A 19,135-nucleotide genomic window follows, 5' to 3' on the forward strand; every position below is an offset into this window, starting at 1 on the left:
CCTTTTGTTCTCTAGAGTTGTTTTTCCATGGGCTGCGCGTTGATCTGTCTGTGCATCTGCGCCGGGCCACTATCGCTGTAACCACAGGCTTTGTAAAAGCCATGCGCGGTGCTTGTGCTCGTCAGTTTGCTCAAGCTGTTTCCCTGCTCCCGCAGGTAATTTTCAAGCTCACCCAATATGGCCTTGCTGACACCGCGAAAACGGGCGTCCGGCGAGACATAGTTGAGGGTGATTTCGCCGGATGCGTTGGCCGAGCCAACGCCGAGTATCGTCGTGCCGCCGACAGCAACCAGCATGCGCGCCGTTGGATCGTTCATCCATGCGCGCACATTTTCAGGGGTTTTGTTGAAGAGCCATGGATCGAGCCGTGCGGGATCACCGGTATGATCGGCAGTGCATAATTCTGCGATCGAACGACGGAGTACGTTGCAAATCTGGTCCTTTTCGGCAGGAATTGCAGCCCTGATCTTCATGCGATGGCATCTGTTTGCCGAACAGACACCGTCTTCGGCTGGCGCTCGTAATAAACGTCCCATTCATCCTCACCCGTCTGTTTGAAGCCATGTCGCGCATAAAAACGTCCGGCTTCACTTTGCTGGAGGACACTCAAACGAATAGGCAATTTGGCGGCGTCGGCTTCCCCAAGCAATTGGCGCAGAACCGCACTGCCCAAACCATTGTCCTGCTGTTCCGGCTCGATATAGAAATGCTCAAGCAACAAATGTCCATCAACCGGACCCATGGCTACACATCCGGCCATGCGGCCATTCGGTGTCATAATCAGGCGGGTATAATGCGGTCGATAGGAGTTGCGAAAACGGTCATAGGCACGCCATTCATCGAATCGGCCAATCCGTTCCAGGCTTTCGCGCATACAACGAAGGCGTAATTGCAGGAGCCGGTCAAAATCCTCTACAGTCGCGGGTACAAGGGTGAACATGGAAAACTGCCTGTGGTGACTCGTTTGCCGTCAGGCTGATTCTACTCGGTATCTTTGTCAATATTATCTACGTCAGAACACGATATTCATGGGGAAGGCGATGATCGGTTACACGATGTTCGGAACGAATGATCTGCCAAAATCTCTTCAGTTTTACGATCCGATCATGGCCGAGATGGGCCTTGATCTGTGCTGGCGTGACGAACAGTCGGTTTCATGGGGTAAGCGAGCAGACGAGGATTTGCCACGCTTCTTCGTGGGGTATCCCTTCGACGGCGGTTCGGCAACCATTGGCAATGGCGCGATGACCGCCTTCAGGTTCGACGATGCTGACATGATTGATCGCCTCTATGCGCTGGCGATGCGGAATGGTGGGAGTGATGAGGGCGCGCCCGGACGGCGACCGCATTATGGAGAAGGCTTTTACGGAGCTTATGTCCGCGATCCTGACGGCAACAAGCTGGCCTTCGTTTGTTATAATGCGAAGAAATCCGCGTGATATTTTCCAGTTGATAGGCAGGATTGAAACAAAAAGGCTCCGGAAATCCGGAGCCTTTATGTTCGTCATGGCGCAGCGTTAGCGGGCGTCGGAACCCGTCGAGACGAGTGCCTTCTGCTGTTTGATGGCAGCGGCTTTCACCGCGTCCTGCACCTTCTCAAAAGCACGTACTTCGATCTGGCGTACACGTTCCCGGCTGATGCCGAATTCGGTCGACAAATCTTCGAGCGTTATCGGATCATCAGCCAGACGGCGAGCCTGGAAAATGCGCCGTTCACGATCATTGAGCGATGACATGGCTCCGGTGAGCATTTCGCGCCGGTTCTCCAGTTCATCCTGTTCAATCAGCATTTCCTCGGCGCTGTCGTGGTCATCAACAAGCCAATCCTGCCAGTCACCGCCAGCTTCGCCGTCGGCGGAGCGGATCGGAGCATTGAGCGACGCATCGCCGGAAAGCCGACGGTTCATCGATACGACTTCGTCCTCGGATACGCTGAGGCGCGTTGCGATTTCCTTGACCTGTTCAGGGTTAAGGTCGCCATCATCAAGCGCCTGAATCTTGCTCTTCACCTTGCGCAGGTTGAAGAACAGGCGCTTCTGGTTGGCTGTCGTGCCCATTTTTACAAGGCTCCACGACCGCAGGACATATTCCTGAATCGAGGCCTTGATCCACCACATGGCATAGGTTGCCAAACGGAAGCCGCGTTCCGGCTCAAAGCGTTTGACCGCCTGCATCAGGCCGACATTGCCTTCGGATATGACTTCGCCAATCGGCAGGCCGTAACCGCGATAACCCATGGCAATCTTGGCGACGAGCCGCAGATGGCTGGTCACTAGTCTATGAGCCGCTTTCGGATCGGCATGCTCCAGATACCGCTTGGCGAGCATGTACTCTTCCTGCGGTTCGAGCATGGGAAAACGGCGAATCTCTTCGAGGTAACGGGTCAAACCACCGTCACCAGCTACAATACTTGGAAGATTTTGGGCCACTGAGCACCCCTCCTCATTGTGAAATGAACCCCCATTACCGGCGGGTTCGCAGCAACCGGCCGCCCGCATTGCGCGGCACGACCGGATTAATGCTATCCATATATAGGTAGCATTTTGTCAAAAACACGATGCATTAAGAACCGAAACATTTTGTCACATAAATGTGAACAATAGAGTCAGGATTTCCGCCTGCGTTCTATAACGTACGGTATGAAATAAAGTTCCGCAAGTGTTTTTGATTTTTTCTGTGCGTGCAGGCCTAGAGGGGGGTGGTGCGGAATGCCTCGAGCAATTCAGCCATATCATCAGGGGCACCGACTTCAAATCGCATGATTTCGCCGGTGGATGGATGTTCGAAAGCCAAAACCTGCGCATGCAACGCCTGCCTGGAAAAACCCTTGACGACGCTTTGCAGCGGTTCTGCCAGCTTGTTGGCCTTGGTCTTATAGGCACCGCCATATTCCACATCGCCAAGCAGGGGGTGGCCGATATGCGCCATATGCACACGAATCTGGTGGGTGCGCCCCGTCTCCAGACGGCATTCAATGAGGGAGGCAACGGCCGTCGAATCCTCTTTCGCGCCAAAGCGTTCCTGCACATCGAAATGCGTGACCGCGTGGCGCGCATCGTCGCGTTCTTCATGCACGACAGCCTGTTTGGTGCGGTCGCGATGCGAACGGCCGAGCGGCGCGTCAATGGTGCCGGTCTTTCGATCCGGTGTGCCCCAGACCAGTGCCAGATAGGCCCGCTCCAGATCGCCAGTGCGGCCGTGATCGGCAAACTGGGCGCTGAGGTGGCGGTGGGCAAGGTCATTCTTGGCGACGACCATGACGCCGCTGGTTTCCTTGTCGAGCCGATGAACGATGCCGGGCCGCTTCACGCCGCCAACGCCGGAAAGCGTATCGCCGCAATGGTAGATCAGGGCGTTGACGAGGGTCCCGGTCCAGTTGCCGTTGCCGGGGTGAACCACAAGACCTGCTGGCTTGTTGATGACGATGAGGTCCGCATCTTCATAGAGAATATCAAGGGCGATATCTTCGCCCGCGGGCGTTGCGTCTTCCGGTTCGGGTATCTCAACGGTGATGCTGATACCTTCGCGCAGCTTGTGTTTTGTCTCGCGCACAACCTTGCCATCGACCGTAACCTGACCATCGGCAATAAGCGCCTGAATGCGGTTGCGCGACAAATCCGGTGCGAGTTGCGCTGAAAGCCAAGCGTCAAGACGCTTGCCCGTTGCCTCACTATCGGTAATTAGCTCTTTCAAAGACCGCGTCCCTTCGTTACAGAGGCTTGGTTTCGAAACCTCGGAGAATGCCATACATGGCCAATATCAATGCTGATACAGAAACGGAAGAGCAGCCGCTCGATCCTGCAATGGAACGGGTGCGCCGCAAGATGATCCGGCTTCTGGCTGTTTCCATCGGCATTATGGTGATTGGTCTTATGGCCGTGCTTGCAGCCATTGTCTACAAGATTAACCAGCCGGTGGGCGGAGCAGCCAAGCCAGCGGCCGTTCATACCGAAACGCCGGGGCAGCCAATTGGCGATGCACTGGTTGGCGAGGCCATCACGCTTGATCCCGGCACACGGGTCCTGTCGCACAACCTTTCCGGCTCGATGCTGTCGCTGGAAACGCGGCTGGCAAACGGCACGCGGCAAATTCTCGTCTATGATGTGGCCACCAAGCGCGTGGTTGCGCGCATTTCGGAAGCCGCCAATTAAAGCTTTGACGTTGCTGCAATGACCATTCTCCATAAATGGTCATTGCACTTTTCGATTTGCTTGATTATACCCGCCCAATCGACTGCGCGCCCATCGTCTAGCGGTCAGGACACCGCCCTCTCACGGCGGGAACAGGGGTTCGATTCCCCTTGGGCGTACCAATCTCCTGAATATAGCGCAAAAATGGATGGCCGATTTTCACCGTCTATCCTGTCGTGCAACCTTGCGATAGTTAATTGCGACAATGTTTATCTCGACGAGGAGATTTTTAATACGGAAATCATGTCGTATCCTTTTGTAGTTTCGTAACCACATCGGGAGTGAAGTCGATTGAGTGTGTTCGATACCATAAAGAAGCTTTTCGGCGGAACGCGGAACACGGAAACCCGTTCCAATTTGGATCAACCGGGAATTGTTGACAGCAGTATCACCTCTGATGCGCCCGATGTGGCGCTTGAACAGTCCTGGAATAGACGTGACGCTTATTGGGCAGCGCTGGGGAATGTCGAGAATGATGTGCTCGGCCACATGATCAGTCCCAGTTTGCGGGGAGGGCCGTTTTGGCCAACAATGCGGCAGGCCTACCGGGTGATCAGGTGCGACAACACTATTATCATTGCCACAGATGGTATGTCCGACCCATTCGAGGGAATCTCTGGGAGCGGAAATGGCTTCGAGATGGAATTATTCATAGAAACTCCAGATGTTCTTCCTCAACATGTTGGAGAGCCGGGTGATATTTCGGAGCTATCGAAAGATTGGGCGTTCGCATTGATCAGTCATGTTGCTGGAATAGTCGCAGATGCTGGTGGGATCACCGGGCAGCTTGAAGTCTATGGGGTTTTATCTATGGAATTGCCGGGCGTGAGCCAGTCCCATGCACTTTCTACTCAATTGCCTGATGGCTATGTCACCGACGATGACTGTCTGGGTATTTTACTTGGCGTGCCAGTCTTAGTTTTTCCCAATCGCATCGATGATATGCCACTTTCATCAGTGACTGTCGTTCCTATCACTTTGATCATGGCAAGCGAGCTCCAGCAACTTCGCTCGGGCGGCGCCGAAGCCAGAAAAGCCCTAGTGGGCGAGCTCTTGAAATCGGGCCGCAATCATTTCAGTTCATTCCAGTCATGAATTGCTGTTTTACTAAACTCAAGTGAATCGCCCTTTCGTATCTTGAAAGAACGATTAGTCGGCTATCACCGGCCATAGGCTTGATCAAGCGCGCTTTTTCTTGACGGTGGCCATGCGTGGCTTGGTTTCGAGGCCGCTCTTGTAAAGATTATTGCGGTCGAGATTCTTGACGTCACGCTCGCCGCACAGCGCCATGGTGACATCAAGCTCCTTGCGGATAATCTCGAGCGCCTGCGTGACACCCTGCTTGCCCGCTGCGCCGAGACCGTAGAGGAAAGCGCGGCCGATAAAGGTGCCCTTGGCGCCGATGGCAAGTGCTTTGAGCACATCCTGTCCCGAGCGAATACCGCCATCAAACAGCACTTCGATCTTGTCGCCAACCGCATCGACAATATCGGCGAGAACGGAGATCGAGGAGGGGGCGCCGTCAAGCTGGCGGCCGCCATGGTTCGACACGATGATTGCGTCCGCACCTGTCGATACCGCCATGCGGGCGTCTTCAACGTCGAGAATACCCTTGAGGATCAGCTTGCCGCCCCAACGCTCCTTGATCCAGGCGACATCGTTCCAGGACAAGCGCGGGTCAAACTGTTCGTCCGTCCATGTGCCGAGCGAGGACAGATCGCCAACACCCTTGGCGTGGCCGACAATGTTCCGGAATGTACGGCGCTCGGTTTTGAGCATGCCAAGGCACCATTGCGGGCGCGTTGCCATTTGCCAGATATGTTTGGCGGTGAATTTGGGTGGGGCGGACAGACCATTGCGCACATCCTTGTGGCGCTGGCCAAGAATTTGCAGATCAAGGGTCAGCACAAGAGCGGAACATTTCGCAGCCTTGGCGCGGTCGATGAGATTGTAGATGAAATCCCGGTCGCGCATCACATAGAGCTGGAACCAGAACGGCTTCTTTGTCACCGAAGCGACGTCCTCAATCGAGCAGATGCTCATGGTGGACAGGGTGAAGGGGACGCCGAATTCTTCGGCTGCCTGTGCCGCCAGCATTTCGCCATCCGCGTGCTGCATGCCAGTCAGGCCTGTCGGAGCGAGAGCAACAGGCATGGACACGGTTTGCCCGGCCATGGTGCTTTCCAGCGTCCGGTCGGTCATATCCACGGCGACGCGCTGACGCAGCTGAATCTTGCGGAAATCCTCTTCATTGGCGCGGTAGGTACTCTCCGTCCAGGCACCTGAATCCGCGTAATCGAAGAACATTTTTGGTACGCGGCGTTGGGCAAGTCTTTTCAGATCGGCAATTTCAATAGGATTGGTCATCGGTTCCGTCCGGAGGTTTCTGTTCTTGTTTGTGACAATAGCAATGATCGAGCGACAATCACTAGAATTGTATGAATGTGCATCAAAAGTCATATACGATTATTTATTTTACAGGTAAATTTAAATCGAGCATTTGGCATAAGCCCGGCAGTTTGATTATGATCGGGTTCCACCCCGTGTCATTTCCAAAGGATACCCATTCATGACCAAACAACCGGTTCTCGTGCTCGGCCGCCTCATGCCCTATTTGCTGGCTGAACTGGAGAAGAGATATGCGGTCGAAAAACTCTATGAGGAAAAGGATGCGCTACGGTTTCTTCAGGAGAATGCCGGTCGCTTCCGCGCTGTGGTGACAAGCACTTTTACCGGTATTACGGCTGATATGATTGATCTCCTGCCTGCGGTCGAAATCATCTCGTCCTTTGGCGTCGGTACGGATTCGCTTGATGTGGCCTATGCCAGCACGAAGGGGATCAAGGTTGCCAATACACCTGATGTCCTGAATGAAGACACGGCGAATATGGCGCTGTTGCTGCTTCTGGCCTCAACGCGTGATCTGGTGAAAAATGACCGCTTTGTGCGCGAAGGACGCTGGGCCAAGGGCGAGAACGCGCCATTGGCGCTGGGTATTGAAGGCAAGCGCGTTGGCCTTGTCGGGCTGGGGCGTATTGGCAGCGTGATTGCTGAAAAGCTTTTGGCTTTCGGCTGCGATGTTGCCTACCACACGCGCAACAAGAAGCCCGATGCGCCTTATACCTATTATGGCAATCTTGCTGATCTTGCGCGGGACAGTGCGGCGCTGATTGCTATTCTGCCGGGTGGTGATGCAACGCAGGGCGTCATTTCGCGCGAGGTGCTGAAAGCGCTCGGACCAGACGGTACATTCATCAATGTGGCACGGGGTACGGTTGTGGACGAGGTGGCGCTGGTGGAGCTGCTGCAATCGGGTGAACTTGGCCGCGCCGGGCTCGATGTATTCGCCGATGAGCCCAATGTGCCGGAAGCCCTGTTCAAGCTCGACAATGTGGTGCTGCAACCGCATATGGGCAGCGCCACGGAGGAAACACGCCGGGCCATGGCGGATCGCGTCGTCACCAATCTGGAAGCGTATTTCGCAGAAAAGCCTTAAGGGCCAGCTGGGCTTGTCGAGAAGATTCGGCAAGCCCGATTTGGGCTTTAGCCGAACACCACCGTCTTATGCCCATTGAGCATGACACGGGATTCAAGGTGCTTTTTCACTGCCCGTGCGAGTACCCGGCTTTCAATATCGCGGCCAGTGGCAACAAAGTCCTCGGCGCTCATGGCATGGCTGACTCGCTCGGTCTCCTGCTCGATAATCGGGCCTTCATCCAGATCGGGGGTGACATAATGTGCCGTTGCACCGATCAGCTTCACGCCGCGCTCGAAGGCCTGATGATAGGGCTTTGCCCCCTTGAAGCTTGGCAGGAACGAATGGTGGATGTTGATCACCTTGCCGAACAGCCGCTTGGAGATGTTGTCTGACAGCACCTGCATGTAGCGGGCAAGGATGACCAGATCAGCGCCGGTGTCCTTGACGATCTTGAGCAGCGCGTCTTCCTGCTCCTTCTTGTTGTCCTTGGAAACGGCCAGCACATGGTAGGGGATACCCTCATGCTCGGCAAAGCGGCGGCTGTCCTCATGGTTGGAGACAATGGCCGCCACCTCCGCATCGAGCCAGCCAACCTTGATCTGGTAGATCAGGTGCAGCAACGCATGGTCGAACTTCGACACCATGATGACGATCTTTGGCTTCTTCGCCTGATCAACAAGGGTGGTCTTCATGCCGAAACGCTCGACAGCAGGTTTCAATGCCCGCTCAAGATCATCTTTGGAGGTGTTCTCCGATGCGGCAAAGGCAATGCGCATGAAAAAGCGGTTGGTCTGGCGATCCCAGAACTGGTTGCTCTCGGCAATATTGGCATCGAGTGCCGCAAGCTCCGTCGTCACCGATGCCACAATCCCCGGCTTGTCTTCGCACGATAGGGTGAGGACGTAGTTCTTGTTTGGCATGTGAGGCTCCCGGGATGCGGATAATTGGCGGGGATCATAGTGACGACTGCTTGAGCGCGTCGATACAAATGCGAAGCGCTCAGTCCTTTTTCCGGCATTCTCCTGTCCGGTCAAATGATCTTTCGTCACAGGATGATGAGATTTCACCTAGTGAGCCGGCTTTGTCCCGTACCAGCGTGGCGTATAGACCCATTTGCCGCCATCCGAGCGGTCAAAGCTCTGGGTCAGCGATGAGCCGACGAGAATGACCGTGCGCATATCAACCTGTTCGGGCGTCAGGTCATCAAGCGTGATGACGCGCAGGCTTTCTGCCGGGCGGCCAATATCACGGCCAAGCACGATGGGTGTATCCGGTCCGCGATGCTGGCGCAATATCTCAATGGCGCGCGGTAATTGCCACGGACGGGGTTTGGAAATCGGATTATAGAAAGCCATGGCAAAATCCGCTTCGGCGGCCAGCGCAATGCGCTTTTCGATAATGTCCCATGGTTTCAGATTGTCTGATAACGACAGGATGCAGAAATCATGGCCGAGTGGCGCACCGCTGCGGCTGGCGGCGGCGAGCGCTGCGGAAACACCGGGAAGAATCTGCAGATCAACCCCGTGCCATGCGGGATTATCCGATTCGTGCAGTGCCTCGACCACAGCTGCGGCCATGGCGAACACGCCGGGGTCACCGGAGGAAATCATCACGACAGAACGGCCAGACGCGGCAAGTTCAAAAGCATGGCGGGCGCGCTGCATTTCCTCGCGATTATCGGTCATATGGATGATCTGATCGGAGCGGAATGTTCCGGCCATGCGCACATAGGTTTCGTAGCCAAGGATGTCTTCGGCGCGCTGCAGTTCCTGCTTGACCGCCGGTATCATGAAATCCGGATCACCCGGTCCAAGACCGATGACAGCAAGACGGCCACGGCGATGCCCGGCCAGTGTCACGTCCGCAGGGGTGGCTGCGATGGCGATAGCCAGTCTTTCATTGCCGCTGAGGCTAACGGGCTCTTTGATGAAGGCTGATACGATATCAGTGGTAGCGGTTGCTTGCGTTGCGACAATGCGCAGAGGCAAGCCAAGTTCCGCAGCGAGTTGGTGAACGGGTGCGCTTGCGCTATTCTCTTCGCAGATTGCAAGGCAAATGACAGAAGCCAACGCAATACTCTCTCCGGTGAGAGCGGCTTTCACCTCGTCAGCGCTGGCATTTCCGGCCACACCAATGACAGCGACCTTCGGATGAAAGACCAATTCGCTTTTTTGCGGCAAAACATCAAAGGGCGTGACGCGAATATGCATTGTGCCGTTATCGTCAACCGGCAGGCGTGCCTCTTCCAGCCATGGCGCTGGCCCATCAATGCGCACTGTCTTGCCAGCAAGCAAATCGGCAATGAAACGCTTGCCATCCTCAGGGTTTTTCAGATGGAATTCCGCAGGTGGGTTGAGCAGGCAAGTGCCGAACCGCAATTCTCCCGATGTGGTGATGGCGGGAGAGACGTCAAGGATCTTCGATAGCTGCCGTGCCAGCACATTGACGCCGGTTGTTCCGCCCAGAAGCGGCACCACGGCGCTGCCATCATCAGCGATTGCAAGCACAGGCGGTTCAGCCCCCTTGTTTTCAAGGACAGGTGCCAGTGCACGAATGGTAATCCCGGCTGAACACAGAGCCGCAATGGCATTGCCATCGCGGTAATGCGTGCGTAGCGTCTCACCAAAATTGCTATAAATCTGATCTGCGCCGTTAACCCGGCCTTCAAGCCCGTGAATGGCAGCGTCGGGATAGGCGGCCTTGATCCGCAAGGCGGTTTCCATGCCCTGTGCGCTCAGGACCATCAGCACAAGCTGTGTCATTCGCCGCTGCCCTGCCATCTTTCGCCGGGCACCAGAATCAACGAGAAATAGGGTGAGGTATCGGGGTCGACATCACGCAGGGGAACAATACGCTGCGCGTCCATGGTGGCGCGCTCGACATACAGAGCGCGGTCCATCAGACCGAGTTCGGCAATGACATCGCGTACCTTGGCGAGGTTTTTGCCGAGTTTCATGATCGCAGCCGCTTCCGTTGCGGCAAGCCGCGTTTTCAGCTCATCGGCAGGAAGCACGCCGGAAAGAACTGTCAACGTCTGATTGCGATAAACCAGTGGGGCGCCGAGCACCGCCGCACCGCCAAGGATGGAGCATACACCGGGGACGACTTCTGTTTCATAGTCCTCGGCCAGCCGGTCATGAATATACATGAAGGAGCCATAGAAGAACGGATCACCCTCGGCGATGACAGCGACGTCTTTGCCCGCATCGAGATGGGTGCGCAGGACGCCGGTGATCTCGCCATAGAAATCGCTGACAATGGCTTCGTAGTTCATATGGGCGGGCAGCTTTTCCGTCGTCACTGGATAGATAAGCGGAACAAGCAGCTGGTTTTCGTTGAGATAGGTCTCAACAATGGTCAATGCATTGCCCTTCTTGCCCTTGGCGGCGTGATAGGCAACGACTGGCGCGGCCTGTAACAGGCGCAGTGCCTTGAGGGTGATGAGTTCGGGATCGCCGGGACCAACGCCCAGTCCAAAGAGCCGGCCTGGCTGCGGCATTATTCTTTCTCCGAAGCGAGTGCATTGATCGCAGCGGCGGCCATGGCGCTGCCGCCCCGCCTGCCGTGCACAACCACAAAGGGAACACCGTGACTGTTTTCAGCAAGCGCCGCTTTTGATTCCATGGCACCAACAAAGCCCACAGGGAAGCCGAGGATCAATGCGGGTTTGGGTGCGCCTTCATCCAGCATTTCGAGGAGGCGGAACAGGGCAGTCGGTGCATTGCCAAAAGCGACAACAGCTGCGGCAAGATGTGGACGCCATAATTCCAGTGCCGCGGCCGAGCGGGTATTGCCCATCTCGCGGGCCAAGCCGACGACAGAGGGATCGGAGAGGGTGCAGATGACATCATTACTGGCAGGTAGCCGGGCGCGCGTAACACCTTCGAGCACCATGCGCGCATCGCAGAGAATCGGCGCACCTTTTGCCAGTGCGGCTACTCCTGCCGTTCCCGCGCCATCGGAAAAAGCCAGATCTTCGATCACATCCACCATGCCGCAGGCATGGGCGACACGCACGGCGAGTTTTTCCAGATCGGCGGGAATGCGGGTGAGGTCAGCCTCGGAGCGGATAATGGCGAAGGAGCGATCATAGATCGCCTGACCGTCGCGAATATAATCAAGCATGCGTTGGGCCCCCAGAGCCGGAATTGGGCGGAAGATTACCGATACAGTCGGCAGCTTCCTCGATAGTTACATGTGCAGCCAATAGCTTGCCAAAACGCGACGGTCCATTGGTCGCACGCAGAAATATGTCGTAATACCCCGGTTCGGTTGCAACGAGCGTGACGGGGTTGGCCGAAGGCGAGGCGCAGGATTTGGTGCAGCCGGTCAGATGCACCGCGAGATTTGCCGCTTTGCCCTGCAACAAAGTGCCGAGCTTCAGGCCATCAGATTGGGTTGCCGCCAGCGCCGATCGACAGCCCGCCGAACCCGAACAGCTGATCATGGTTGCGCGCGGATTGTCCGGTTGTGTGGCGAAACCAAGCGCTTCAAGCTCTTGCAAACTATGTGTGGTTGCGGCTTCGGGTATGTCGGGCAGGAGTATGCTCTGCCAAGGCGTTGCCCGCAATTTCCCGTTGCTGGCCTTTTCAGCTAATGCCGCCAAGGCATCCAGTTTGTCCGGGGAGAGCCGACCCAATGGCAGCATAGCGCCGACAAGACGGGAAGCACCGCTTCGTTCCGGCAAAAGGCCGAGATGACCATTTGCGCGTGGTAAGGTTCTGCGCCATTTGGCGGCGTTGTCATTGCGAACCGGGAAATTTACGCGCTTTTCCAGATCGGTGACAAATGCACCGGTTCCAACGGCAGCAATCATATGACGCAGACGCGACGCTGCCGGGTTTGTCGCATTCCACTGGATGAAAAGATCGAGAACCGTCGTGACGAGATCAAAGGCCTGCGACGAACCAACAATACCAAGAGCGGCGGTATCATCCATTTGTGTTGGCGGCGTGCCCGCCACCCCAAAGGCAAAACATGGATTGTCGCTATTCCTACCCAGTGCGCTCAGCCAGATGTCATGTGGATGTTCCACCATGGCGACGCTTTCGCCGCCATCGACAAGAAGAGAAAATTTCGGCGACAGGGTCTGATAAGCAGGGCTGGTTTGCAGGGTTTCAAGCAATTGCGATGCGAGCGGCCTGACATCGACCTCGCGGGGTAGAATACCTGCAATCGGGCTGATCATGACATTGCGTACATCATCGCCCCGGTCGGTCAGCGGTCCTAGCCCTGCGGCAAGCAAGGCTGCAATCAATGGGTTTTCCGTATCCGGCCGCACGCCGCGAATTTGCAGATTGGCACGGTTGGTGATTTCGATAACGCCATTGCCAAACTGGCGCGATGCATCGGCAATGCGGTGCGCCTGTTCGGCGCTTAAGTTACCAAAAGTCAGCTTGACCCGGCATATCGAACCGTCGAGCGCCTTGGCCATACGAAACAATCCGGGGCAGGCGGATCGCCGGTCCTCGATCCCGCTTGTTGCAGCGACTATGGTGCTTAACTGGCTCATTGCATCAGGGTTTTACAGGATGGGCGGTGGGGAGGAAAGAAATATGATCTGAAATTGCAACTTGCCACTCCTGCCAGCTTCGTTGACCCGTCAGATGCTTTCGGGCATGCATAGCCCAGCAAGCAATGGGATGCAAAATGACGCCTTGGCTGACAATTATCGGGATTGGTGAGGATGGCTATAGCGGGCTTGGTGCCAATGCCCGTGATGCGCTGGGTCAAGCGGCAACAATCTTCGGCGGCAAGCGGCACCTTGAATTCCTGCCCGGTACGGTGACTGCCAAGCAGATTGCATGGCCAACGCCATTCTCGGATGTCTATCCCACGCTCAAAGCATTGCGCGGGACAAATGTCGTGGTGCTTGCCAGCGGCGATCCAATGCATTTTGGCATGGGTGCAACCCTGACGCGGTTCTTTGATCGGGGCGAGATGCGAATATTGCCTGCGCCAGCGTCGTTTTCGCTTGCAGCGGCTGCTATGGGCTGGCCAATCCAGCATGTGCATCTGCTCAGCGTGCACGGGCGTCCGGTGGAAACGCTGTTCAAATCCTTCACGCCGGGGGCAAAGCTGCTTGTCCTCAGCAATGATGGCGGTACACCTGTTCAGGTGGCGCGAATGCTGATGGAGAGCGGCTTCGGTTCGGCTCGGCTTACGGTGCTGGAACATCTGGGGGGCGAGGCGGAACATCGCGTCGACGGGCTGGCCGGGGATTGGTCCCACCCTCGAGGTGCCGATCTGAATGTGCTTGCGGTGGATTGCGGACCAGCTGCCATAGAGGCGCGATCCTATTCCACGCTCTCAGGCCTGCCTGATGAAGCCTTCGAGAATGATGGCCAATTGACCAAGCGGGATATCAGGGCGGTGACATTGGCGCGGCTCGGACCGCTTCCGGGTGAATTGCTCTGGGATGTGGGCGCCGGATGCGGTTCCATCGGGATCGAATGGATGCGGGCTCATCCTTCCTGCCGTACAATTGCGGTGGAGGCCAACGCGAAGCGGCAGGAGATCATCGAGCGCAATGCCCGGGCGCTGGGTGTTCCCGACTTGAAGCTCATCCGGGGCGAGGCACCATCGGCACTCAACGACCTCAACAGTCCGGATGCTATTTTCATCGGCGGCGGTGTGACCAATGACGGTGTTATGGAAGCCTGCTGGAACGTACTGAAACCGGGCGGACGGCTTGTGGCCAATGCCGTGACTATGCAAAGCGAAATGGCTTTACTTGGCTGGCGCGACAGGTTGGGGGGAGATCTGACAAAGATCGCCGTTGCGCAGGCGCAGCCGCTTGGTTCATTTGACGCATGGCGCTCTGCCTTGCCTGTTGTGATCTATTCCACCCGCAAACCCGCCGTTTGATCAGCCCAATCCACAGCACGACAGGATAGAGACAGGATTATACAGTCTAAGGGTTGTGGGTGATTGCTATTGGGCGGGAATTCCTATTCAAACGGTACGTAGTTTTGTTCGTAAAGCCGTTTTGATTTCCCGCGCTGACAGCAATCTGGGAGACTCTAGCAGGAATTAAGTATGGCAACTTATCGATATTTTACTTGGCCGTTTCTCTTTACTGTGGCCGGACTGGCACTCGGTGCATGGATAGGTTTCATCTATTCAGGCACGATTGAGGGAATGCTATCAGTCCTCTTTATCTGTGCGGTTCTGGGTATTCTTGAAATCTCGTTGTCGTTCGACAATGCGATTGTGAACGCCAAGATACTTCGCGATATGACGCCGGTCTGGCAGCGCCGGTTTTTGACATGGGGCATTATTGTTGCCGTTTTCGGTATGCGGATTATCTTTCCGTTGGCCATCGTGGCCATTGCGGCATGGATTGATCCCATTTCTGCATTGAAGCTTGCGATCTCGAATCCGGAAGAATATGCGCGGATCATGCAGGACGCCCATGTCGGCATTTCTGCTTTTGGCGGCACGTTCCTGTTGATGGTTGGTCTCAAGTTCTTCTTTGATCACGAGAAGGATGTGCACTGGATACGCATTATCGAAAGCCGCGCTTCGCGCTTTGCCTCGATTCAAGGTATTGAAGTCGGCGTGGTTCTGGCGCTGATTATCTTCTTCTCCAGACAGCTTGAGGGTGCCGAGTCCGTAACATTCCTGACATCGGCAATTTATGGTCTGCTGACATTCCTTCTGGTTGAAGGGCTAGGCGCTGTTCTCGACGCGACACAGGAGCAGATGGACACTGTCCACAAGGGCGGCCTTGGCGCATTTCTTTATCTGGAAGTGCTTGATGCAAGCTTCTCATTCGATGGCGTCATCGGTGCATTCGCGCTTTCGACCAATCTGTTTGTGATAGCAATTGGCCTTGGTATCGGTGCGTTTTATGTGCGTGCTCTCACCATCATGCTGGTGGAAAAGGAAACGCTTGGACAATATCGCTATCTCGAACACGGGGCGTTCTACGCAATCCTCGTTCTGGCGGTGATCATGTATTGCCAGACGTTGTTCCATATTCCGGAGGTCATCACCGGCCTTATCGGCGCCGCCTTGATCATCTTCTCGCTCTGGTCATCGATCCGCTACCGGCGCCGGAACCCGGAGGAACTGGGACACGCCTGATCCCTTTCAGCAATTTAGCAAAAAGCCATCCCGTTTCAGGATGGCTTTTTTGTTGGCAGGAATTGACCAGCCGAATCAGAGTTTAGCGGCCAAAGCGGCAAGCTGATCGGTGCAAATGCCCCATCCCTCCTGAAAGCCCATCTTTTCATGGGCTTCGCGATCAGCCACGGTCCAATGGCGGACGAGCGCTGTATATCTTGTCTTGCCGCCGCCGATATCTTCCAGTGTGATGATAGCAGTCATGAACGGCTTTTCTGTTGGTACCCAGCCTTTCGTATAGGCATCGGTAAAGACGATCTTCTCGTTCTTGACGACTTCAAGATAGACGCCATGGTTTGGAAATTCGGTGCCGTCGGGTCCGCGCATGACAACAACACTGGCGCCGCCCGCGCGCACGTCCAGCTCGGCATGTGGCGTGGTGTATGGCAGCGGTGCAAACCATTGCTTCAGAAGGTCAACCTCGGTCCATGCCCGGAAAATATTCTCGCGCGAAGCATTGATGATGCGGGTCAAAATGAGGTCGCGGTCTGCAATCTGGCTTGTTTCGGTGGCGGAAGTCATGATGTTCTCCAGTGTTGGTGTTTCCTGATCCAAGGACGAACGGCAACCGGCCAATCCGACACTGCATCGAAATTTTTGTGTTTTTTGATTCAGTTTTGGCTGAGACGGTCGAGATGCATGCGAATGTGGGCGGCTTCGGCGGGTGTATTGGCAAGCGCTATCGCCCGGTCGAAAGCCACCCGCGCTTCCTGCTTGCGGCCAAGCTGCATGAGCAGTCCGCCCTTGACGCCGAAGAAGTGAAAATAGCCGGAAAGGCGGTCTTCCAGAGGTTCGATCAGAATAAGTGCCTCTTCGGGACCGCGCACTTTTGCCACCGCTATGGAGCGGTTAAGCGTGATGACAGGCGAAGGCGTAATCTGCTCAAGCGCGGCGTAGAGGAGGTCTATCTCCAACCAATCCGTATCCTCAGGACGCTTTGCCCGCGCATGAAGCGCCGCAATTGCCGCCTGAATGAGATAGGGACCGGGTCGGCGGTGGCGCATGGCCTTGTCGATCAGGGCGAGACCTTCGGCAATCATTGTCTGGTTCCACAGATTGCGGTCCTGATTATCCAGAAGAACGACCGCGCCTTGCGCATCAAAACGTGCTTTCGCGCGGGCATGCTGTAGCAAAAGCAATGCCGTCAGGCCCATGATTTCAGGCTCCGTCGGGAAGATGCGCAGGAGCAGCCGTGCCAGCCTTATAGCCTCGTCGCACAGCGGAAAGCGTGCCTCCACTTCGGTACTGCCGGCGGAATAACCCTCGTTGAAGATGAGGTAGACCATGGCACCGACGGCTGCGAGCCGCTCAGCCCGCTCAAATGCGTCGGGTGTTTCAAATGGAATCTCGCCGGATGAAACGCGGCCCTTGGCACGGGTGATGCGTTGCTCCATGGCGCTTTCGCCGACGAGAAATGCCCGGGCGATCTGCCTGACAGAAAGGCCCGAAACAATCCGCAATGCCAACGCGATTTGCTGGGTGGCAGGAAGATCAGGATGGCAGCAAATGAACAGCAGGCGCAGAATGTCATCACGATAATCGGCACTGTCGATCTTTTCGACGATCGTTGATTCGGCATCTTCAAGATCGGATAGCACTTCTTCAGGTGGCAGCGGCTGCTGTTTGGTCTGGCGGCGAACCGTGTCGATTGCGCTGTTGCGACCGACAAAAATCAGCCAGGCTGTGGGATCACGCGGCGGACCGTTCTTGGGCCAGTTTTTGAGTGCGCGCAAGCACGCCTCCTGAAACGCTTCCTCCGCTATATCAAGATTGCGAAAATAGCGAAGCAGTGCACCCACCGCTTGCGGGCGCGCTGCCGTTAGTGCCGCGTCTATCCACGATGGATCTGTCATTGGAAATTCGATCCGGGTCTGAATATCCCGATTGGCCGTATTTCATAGGAACCCTGACCGGGATTGGCCTCGGCAAGATCGCGCGTAATATCGAGCACTTCGTCGAGCGACGCGCAATCAACCACATAGAAACCGAGAAACTGTTCCTTGGTTTCGGCAAAAGGTCCATCGATGACAAGATGCTCGCCGCCGGATTTTCGCAGCGTTGTCGCAGCAGTGGTTGGCAGCAGGCGGGCGACAGGACCGAGTTTGCCCGATTTAGCCAGCTTCTCCTGCACGGCACCAAGCCGTTCCATGACAAGATCATCTTCCTCCTTTGTCCAGGAACCGACGACGTCCTCCATATTGTAGCAAAGTATGGCGTAAAGCATGCGGGTACACTCCTTCTCCCTAAAGACGAACCACTATGGTCAATCCCGACACGCGGTCTAGAAAAATATGCAGCTTTGGACGCCGGGGGTATCGGATGACGCTTCATACTAAAGTCGCAGTCGATCAACTTCATAGAAAGGATTGGCGTGTGAGGATGGCATAACGAGGATTCACACCATGCCCACATCCCGACAGGCTTGTAGGCCCAAAGAGAAGATGACGAATGGAACACGGTATCCGCAACACGGCCATGTATGTGGCCGGAGTTGTTTTTCTGGGTCTCGCATGGGCGAAAAACAAGCTGCGCGGCTACACCACGCCCAACAAGGTTGATCGTTCCGACACGGAAGGCCGTATCGAATATGTCTACGATACGGTTGCCTCGTGGAGACGCTATTTTCCGTCCGGCTTTGATGTAAGAGACAAGGACGTGCTTGAACTCTGCCCAGGTTCGTCCCTTGGCACCGGTGCCATCCTTTTGGGGTACGGCGCAAAATCCTACCGTGCCGTCGATGTTTTTGAACTCGCGGGTACGGAATCAGGCGCTTATTTTTCGGCGCTGCTCGATCGTTTTCCGGAAGATGAGAAAGACCAGGCAAGCATAGTCAGGGCAAAGCAGCTGACTGTCGATATGGGTTCGGATTTGTTCAGTTATCGTGTCGGGCGCAATTTCGACATTCCCGAACTCGCCGGTCACAAGAAATATGACCTCATCCTGAGTTGCGCCGCGTTCGAGCATTATGACGATATTGAAGAAACCATTGCCCATATGTCCAAGGTTGCGCGCAGTGGCTGCATTGCGGAGCACATTGTCGACTATCAGACGCATTCCCGCTGGATTCGTGAAGCCGATCCCAACAATATCTACCGTTATTCCGAAGGGCTCTACCGGCTGTTCTCATTTCCGGGGCAGCCGAACAGGCGGCGGCCAGTGGATTATGTCAGGGCATTCGAAGCCAATGGCTGGAAAAATGTTCGTGTCATCAATGCCCGTGCCATTGCGCCTGAGCATCTGGCGCGCTCTGTTGCGGGAATGGCGTCGCCATTTGATCGGCCTGAGATGCAGATGGATATGCTGTCAGGTGTGGTCATCGCCGAATGGCCATGACCGGGTG

Annotated in this window: 20 protein-coding genes and 1 tRNA gene; 8 read left to right on the top strand and 13 right to left on the bottom strand. The window is 55.8% G+C overall.

All coding sequences use genetic code 11. The features are described from left to right. Positions 1-11 precede the first annotated feature (11 nt). Together BLU05_RS11010 and BLU05_RS11015 are read right to left on the bottom strand one after the other, a co-directional pair. On the bottom strand, positions 12-473 hold the full coding sequence (locus BLU05_RS11010) for a GNAT family N-acetyltransferase (RefSeq protein WP_091879891.1): 462 nt from the start codon (positions 471-473) through the stop codon (positions 12-14). Continuing rightward, positions 470-940 carry a GNAT family N-acetyltransferase gene (locus BLU05_RS11015; RefSeq protein WP_091879893.1) on the bottom strand — a complete coding sequence of 157 codons (471 nt, stop codon included), beginning with the start codon at positions 938-940 and terminating at the stop codon, positions 470-472. Before BLU05_RS11015 ends, BLU05_RS11010 begins: the two co-directional genes overlap by 4 nt. 100 nt (positions 941-1,040) lie before the next feature. Here BLU05_RS11015 and BLU05_RS11020 point away from each other — a divergent pair, with 100 nt between their 5' ends. Continuing rightward, positions 1,041-1,439, top strand: coding sequence for a VOC family protein (locus BLU05_RS11020; RefSeq protein ID WP_091880265.1), 399 nt, complete (start codon positions 1,041-1,043; stop codon positions 1,437-1,439). Between the two features lie 78 nt (positions 1,440-1,517). On the opposite strand, the gene rpoH is transcribed toward BLU05_RS11020, so the two are convergent. Next, positions 1,518-2,429 (bottom strand): RNA polymerase sigma factor RpoH, encoded by a 912-nt coding sequence (rpoH, locus tag BLU05_RS11025; protein WP_091879894.1) that lies wholly within the window; start codon positions 2,427-2,429, stop codon positions 1,518-1,520. Positions 2,430-2,688: 259 nt separating this feature from the next. Further along, a complete protein-coding gene (locus BLU05_RS11030; protein WP_175540568.1) occupies positions 2,689-3,747 on the bottom strand; it encodes an RluA family pseudouridine synthase in 1,059 nt (352 codons plus the stop codon). 2 nt (positions 3,748-3,749) lie between these two features. Between BLU05_RS11030 and BLU05_RS11035 the strand changes: the two genes are divergently transcribed. From BLU05_RS11035 to BLU05_RS11045, 3 genes are all read left to right on the top strand, one after another. Then, positions 3,750-4,151 (top strand): fimbrial protein, encoded by a 402-nt coding sequence (locus BLU05_RS11035; RefSeq protein ID WP_091879896.1) that lies wholly within the window; start codon positions 3,750-3,752, stop codon positions 4,149-4,151. 86 nt (positions 4,152-4,237) lie between these two features. Further along, a tRNA-Glu gene (locus tag BLU05_RS11040) sits at positions 4,238-4,312 on the top strand. A gap of 169 nt (positions 4,313-4,481) precedes the next feature. Further along, positions 4,482-5,285: a hypothetical protein gene (locus BLU05_RS11045; protein ID WP_091879898.1), complete on the top strand. Its 804-nt coding sequence runs from the start codon at positions 4,482-4,484 to the stop codon at positions 5,283-5,285. Positions 5,286-5,369: 84 nt separating this feature from the next. Here the strand turns inward: BLU05_RS11045 and BLU05_RS11050 are convergent, their stop codons facing one another. Further along, complete coding sequence (locus BLU05_RS11050) at positions 5,370-6,557, bottom strand: alpha-hydroxy acid oxidase (RefSeq protein WP_091879899.1); 1,188 nt, start codon at positions 6,555-6,557, stop codon at positions 5,370-5,372. Between the two features lie 202 nt (positions 6,558-6,759). Here BLU05_RS11050 and BLU05_RS11055 point away from each other — a divergent pair, with 202 nt between their 5' ends. Beyond that, positions 6,760-7,686, top strand: coding sequence for a 2-hydroxyacid dehydrogenase (locus tag BLU05_RS11055; protein ID WP_091879901.1), 927 nt, complete (start codon positions 6,760-6,762; stop codon positions 7,684-7,686). A gap of 47 nt (positions 7,687-7,733) precedes the next feature. Here BLU05_RS11055 and purU read toward each other — a convergent pair whose 3' ends face one another. The 5 genes from purU to cobG all read right to left on the bottom strand — a co-directional run bounded on the left by purU (position 7,734) and on the right by cobG (position 13,180). Continuing rightward, positions 7,734-8,588 carry a formyltetrahydrofolate deformylase gene (gene purU, locus BLU05_RS11060; protein WP_091879902.1) on the bottom strand — a complete coding sequence of 285 codons (855 nt, stop codon included), beginning with the start codon at positions 8,586-8,588 and terminating at the stop codon, positions 7,734-7,736. 147 nt (positions 8,589-8,735) lie between these two features. Next, positions 8,736-10,430: a precorrin-3B C(17)-methyltransferase gene (cobJ, locus tag BLU05_RS11065; RefSeq protein ID WP_091879904.1), complete on the bottom strand. Its 1,695-nt coding sequence runs from the start codon at positions 10,428-10,430 to the stop codon at positions 8,736-8,738. Further along, entirely contained in the window at positions 10,427-11,167 is a 741-nt protein-coding gene (locus tag BLU05_RS11070) for a precorrin-2 C(20)-methyltransferase (protein WP_091879905.1), read from the bottom strand. Before BLU05_RS11070 ends, cobJ begins: the two co-directional genes overlap by 4 nt. After that, positions 11,167-11,793: a precorrin-8X methylmutase gene (locus BLU05_RS11075; RefSeq protein WP_091879907.1), complete on the bottom strand. Its 627-nt coding sequence runs from the start codon at positions 11,791-11,793 to the stop codon at positions 11,167-11,169. The genes BLU05_RS11070 and BLU05_RS11075 overlap by 1 nt, the downstream gene beginning before the upstream one ends. Continuing rightward, positions 11,786-13,180 (bottom strand): precorrin-3B synthase, encoded by a 1,395-nt coding sequence (gene cobG / locus BLU05_RS11080; RefSeq protein WP_091879908.1) that lies wholly within the window; start codon positions 13,178-13,180, stop codon positions 11,786-11,788. Before cobG ends, BLU05_RS11075 begins: the two co-directional genes overlap by 8 nt. A gap of 125 nt (positions 13,181-13,305) precedes the next feature. On the opposite strand from cobG, the gene cbiE reads away from it, so the two are divergent. Further along, positions 13,306-14,535: a precorrin-6y C5,15-methyltransferase (decarboxylating) subunit CbiE gene (cbiE, locus tag BLU05_RS11085; protein WP_210184602.1), complete on the top strand. Its 1,230-nt coding sequence runs from the start codon at positions 13,306-13,308 to the stop codon at positions 14,533-14,535. A gap of 171 nt (positions 14,536-14,706) precedes the next feature. Then, positions 14,707-15,756: a DUF475 domain-containing protein gene (locus BLU05_RS11090; protein ID WP_091879911.1), complete on the top strand. Its 1,050-nt coding sequence runs from the start codon at positions 14,707-14,709 to the stop codon at positions 15,754-15,756. 75 nt (positions 15,757-15,831) lie between these two features. On the opposite strand, the gene BLU05_RS11095 is transcribed toward BLU05_RS11090, so the two are convergent. From BLU05_RS11095 to BLU05_RS11105, 3 genes are all read right to left on the bottom strand, one after another. Further along, positions 15,832-16,317 (bottom strand): SRPBCC family protein, encoded by a 486-nt coding sequence (locus BLU05_RS11095; RefSeq protein WP_091879913.1) that lies wholly within the window; start codon positions 16,315-16,317, stop codon positions 15,832-15,834. A gap of 89 nt (positions 16,318-16,406) precedes the next feature. Beyond that, positions 16,407-17,648, bottom strand: coding sequence for an RNA polymerase sigma factor (locus BLU05_RS11100; RefSeq protein WP_091879915.1), 1,242 nt, complete (start codon positions 17,646-17,648; stop codon positions 16,407-16,409). After that, the gene (locus BLU05_RS11105; RefSeq protein ID WP_091879916.1) at positions 17,645-18,019 is read right to left on the bottom strand and encodes a YciI family protein; all 375 of its coding nucleotides are present in this window, start codon (positions 18,017-18,019) and stop codon (positions 17,645-17,647) included. Before BLU05_RS11105 ends, BLU05_RS11100 begins: the two co-directional genes overlap by 4 nt. Before the next feature lie 224 nt (positions 18,020-18,243). On the opposite strand from BLU05_RS11105, the gene BLU05_RS11110 reads away from it, so the two are divergent. Beyond that, on the top strand, positions 18,244-19,128 hold the full coding sequence (locus BLU05_RS11110; RefSeq protein WP_091879918.1) for a class I SAM-dependent methyltransferase: 885 nt from the start codon (positions 18,244-18,246) through the stop codon (positions 19,126-19,128). Positions 19,129-19,135: the final 7 nt, after the last annotated feature.

This window comes from Phyllobacterium sp. OV277, from assembly GCF_900104355.1.
Classification (GTDB): domain Bacteria; phylum Pseudomonadota; class Alphaproteobacteria; order Rhizobiales; family Rhizobiaceae; genus Phyllobacterium.

Excerpts from the sequence above, each read along its gene's own strand:
- BLU05_RS11035 (WP_091879896.1), top strand. The coding sequence starts at position 3,750 with ATGGCCAATATCAATGCTGATACAGAAACGGAAGAGCAGCCGCTCGAT.
- cbiE (WP_210184602.1), top strand. The coding sequence starts at position 13,306 with ATGGGATGCAAAATGACGCCTTGGCTGACAATTATCGGGATTGGTGAG.
- BLU05_RS11015 (WP_091879893.1), bottom strand. The coding sequence starts at position 940 with ATGTTCACCCTTGTACCCGCGACTGTAGAGGATTTTGACCGGCTCCTG.
- BLU05_RS11110 (WP_091879918.1), top strand. The coding sequence starts at position 18,244 with ATGGAACACGGTATCCGCAACACGGCCATGTATGTGGCCGGAGTTGTT.
- BLU05_RS11100 (WP_091879915.1), bottom strand. The coding sequence starts at position 17,648 with ATGACAGATCCATCGTGGATAGACGCGGCACTAACGGCAGCGCGCCCG.
- cobJ (WP_091879904.1), bottom strand. The coding sequence starts at position 10,430 with ATGACACAGCTTGTGCTGATGGTCCTGAGCGCACAGGGCATGGAAACC.
- BLU05_RS11105 (WP_091879916.1), bottom strand. The coding sequence starts at position 18,019 with ATGCTTTACGCCATACTTTGCTACAATATGGAGGACGTCGTCGGTTCC.
- BLU05_RS11075 (WP_091879907.1), bottom strand. The coding sequence starts at position 11,793 with ATGCTTGATTATATTCGCGACGGTCAGGCGATCTATGATCGCTCCTTC.
- BLU05_RS11090 (WP_091879911.1), top strand. The coding sequence starts at position 14,707 with ATGGCAACTTATCGATATTTTACTTGGCCGTTTCTCTTTACTGTGGCC.
- BLU05_RS11030 (WP_175540568.1), bottom strand. The coding sequence starts at position 3,747 with ATGGCATTCTCCGAGGTTTCGAAACCAAGCCTCTGTAACGAAGGGACG.
- BLU05_RS11070 (WP_091879905.1), bottom strand. The coding sequence starts at position 11,167 with ATGCCGCAGCCAGGCCGGCTCTTTGGACTGGGCGTTGGTCCCGGCGAT.
- BLU05_RS11095 (WP_091879913.1), bottom strand. The coding sequence starts at position 16,317 with ATGACTTCCGCCACCGAAACAAGCCAGATTGCAGACCGCGACCTCATT.
- BLU05_RS11050 (WP_091879899.1), bottom strand. The coding sequence starts at position 6,557 with ATGACCAATCCTATTGAAATTGCCGATCTGAAAAGACTTGCCCAACGC.
- cobG (WP_091879908.1), bottom strand. The coding sequence starts at position 13,180 with ATGAGCCAGTTAAGCACCATAGTCGCTGCAACAAGCGGGATCGAGGAC.
- BLU05_RS11010 (WP_091879891.1), bottom strand. The coding sequence starts at position 473 with ATGAAGATCAGGGCTGCAATTCCTGCCGAAAAGGACCAGATTTGCAAC.
- BLU05_RS11020 (WP_091880265.1), top strand. The coding sequence starts at position 1,041 with ATGATCGGTTACACGATGTTCGGAACGAATGATCTGCCAAAATCTCTT.
- BLU05_RS11055 (WP_091879901.1), top strand. The coding sequence starts at position 6,760 with ATGACCAAACAACCGGTTCTCGTGCTCGGCCGCCTCATGCCCTATTTG.
- purU (WP_091879902.1), bottom strand. The coding sequence starts at position 8,588 with ATGCCAAACAAGAACTACGTCCTCACCCTATCGTGCGAAGACAAGCCG.